The sequence below is a fragment of the Bradyrhizobium sp. P5_C11_2 genome (assembly GCF_054049755.1).
The window spans coordinates 1-1125 of record NZ_JBFULT010001067.1 but is presented as its reverse complement, the minus strand read 5'-3'; the positions used below and the strand labels follow the sequence as shown (position 1 = coordinate 1125).

Genomic DNA, 1125 nt, shown 5'->3' with positions numbered 1-1125 from the left:
TCGTAGCTCAGCTTGAGCCCGCGGCCGACGGTCCAGATCCATCCCTCCCGGGCGTCCCTGGTTGGCTGGGCGTTGAACTGGTCGGAGATCGATTTGACGGCAGCGTCTTGCGGCCCCGGATTCTTCAACTCCGCATTGACGCGCCAGATGGGATGCCTGGCGTCGATGTCGTCGCTATGGATCGTGAGCTTGGCACCGTCGACCGCGCATTCGAGGATATGGGACTCGCGAAGCTGGCGGCAGCGGTAGCGGCGTTGGGTGACGACCTTGTTCGCCTCGTCGAATGTCATGCCGGGGGAAAAGCCGAGGATGTCGGACTTCTTCACGAGGGCCAGCGACGCAGGCTTCAAGAAGCCTGGCTGGATCGCCACCAGGGCGGCAACGGCAACAACGATCAAGCCGGCGATAACAATGGCAATCTTCATCAGCCCCTCGCGAGAAACATCCGACCATACAACAGCCGGAGCATCCTGCCAGTCAGGCTTGGCGTCATCGCCAGGGAGCTGTGCGGCGACAGTGCGCCGCGCTGTGCGCTCTTGCCCCGGACGCAGCGCGTCCGGGACACGAGATCGCCGTCCTATGCCGCAATCCGCTGCTCGACCGGGGCCGTCAGATATTTGAGCACTTCCGCATGCTCCAGGTCAGGCACCGCGATGGCCGTGTGGCTGTAGATCGCATGGGTCCGTGATTTTGCGATCTTGTCCAGGATCTCTTTGCCCTTGATGACGTGGAGGCCCATGCCGTCTCCGGACGGGAAGATCGCCAGCACCACGTCATAAGCCGCGATGACGGCTCTGAGCGCTTCGGCCTTGTCTTCGGCGACGTCGACAAAAACGCGTACATCGGCCGCAAGTTCACGCAGCTCGTCAAAATCCAGCACTGTGGGGTACTCCAACGCAACGATACTTAATGCAGAGTGGAGGCGTTGGGTTACTGAAGTGTCAACAACGCGTGCCGGGCCACAAGTTTCACGACGAGGTGACTCGCGAAGGCGGGATAAGACCGATCGGGATGTTGTATTCAGGACCGGCGTAGAACTGATCTGAACAGGAGACACGGGCAACATGGCGAGCGACACGACCATTCGGGCAGGGCAGTGCCATTGCGGCGCGGTGCGTTTCGAGG

2 protein-coding genes are annotated in these 1125 nt (G+C 61.4%); both read right to left on the bottom strand.

The genetic code is table 11. From position 1 onward, the window contains the following. The coding region (locus ACXJL8_RS41705; protein WP_456687108.1) for a hypothetical protein at window positions 1-425 on the bottom strand (425 nt) is incomplete at its 3' end. 152 nt (window positions 426-577) lie between these two features. Beyond that, window positions 578-880, bottom strand: coding sequence for a hypothetical protein (locus ACXJL8_RS41700; protein ID WP_456624171.1), 303 nt, complete (start codon window positions 878-880; stop codon window positions 578-580). Between the last annotated feature and the right edge of the window lie 245 nt (window positions 881-1125).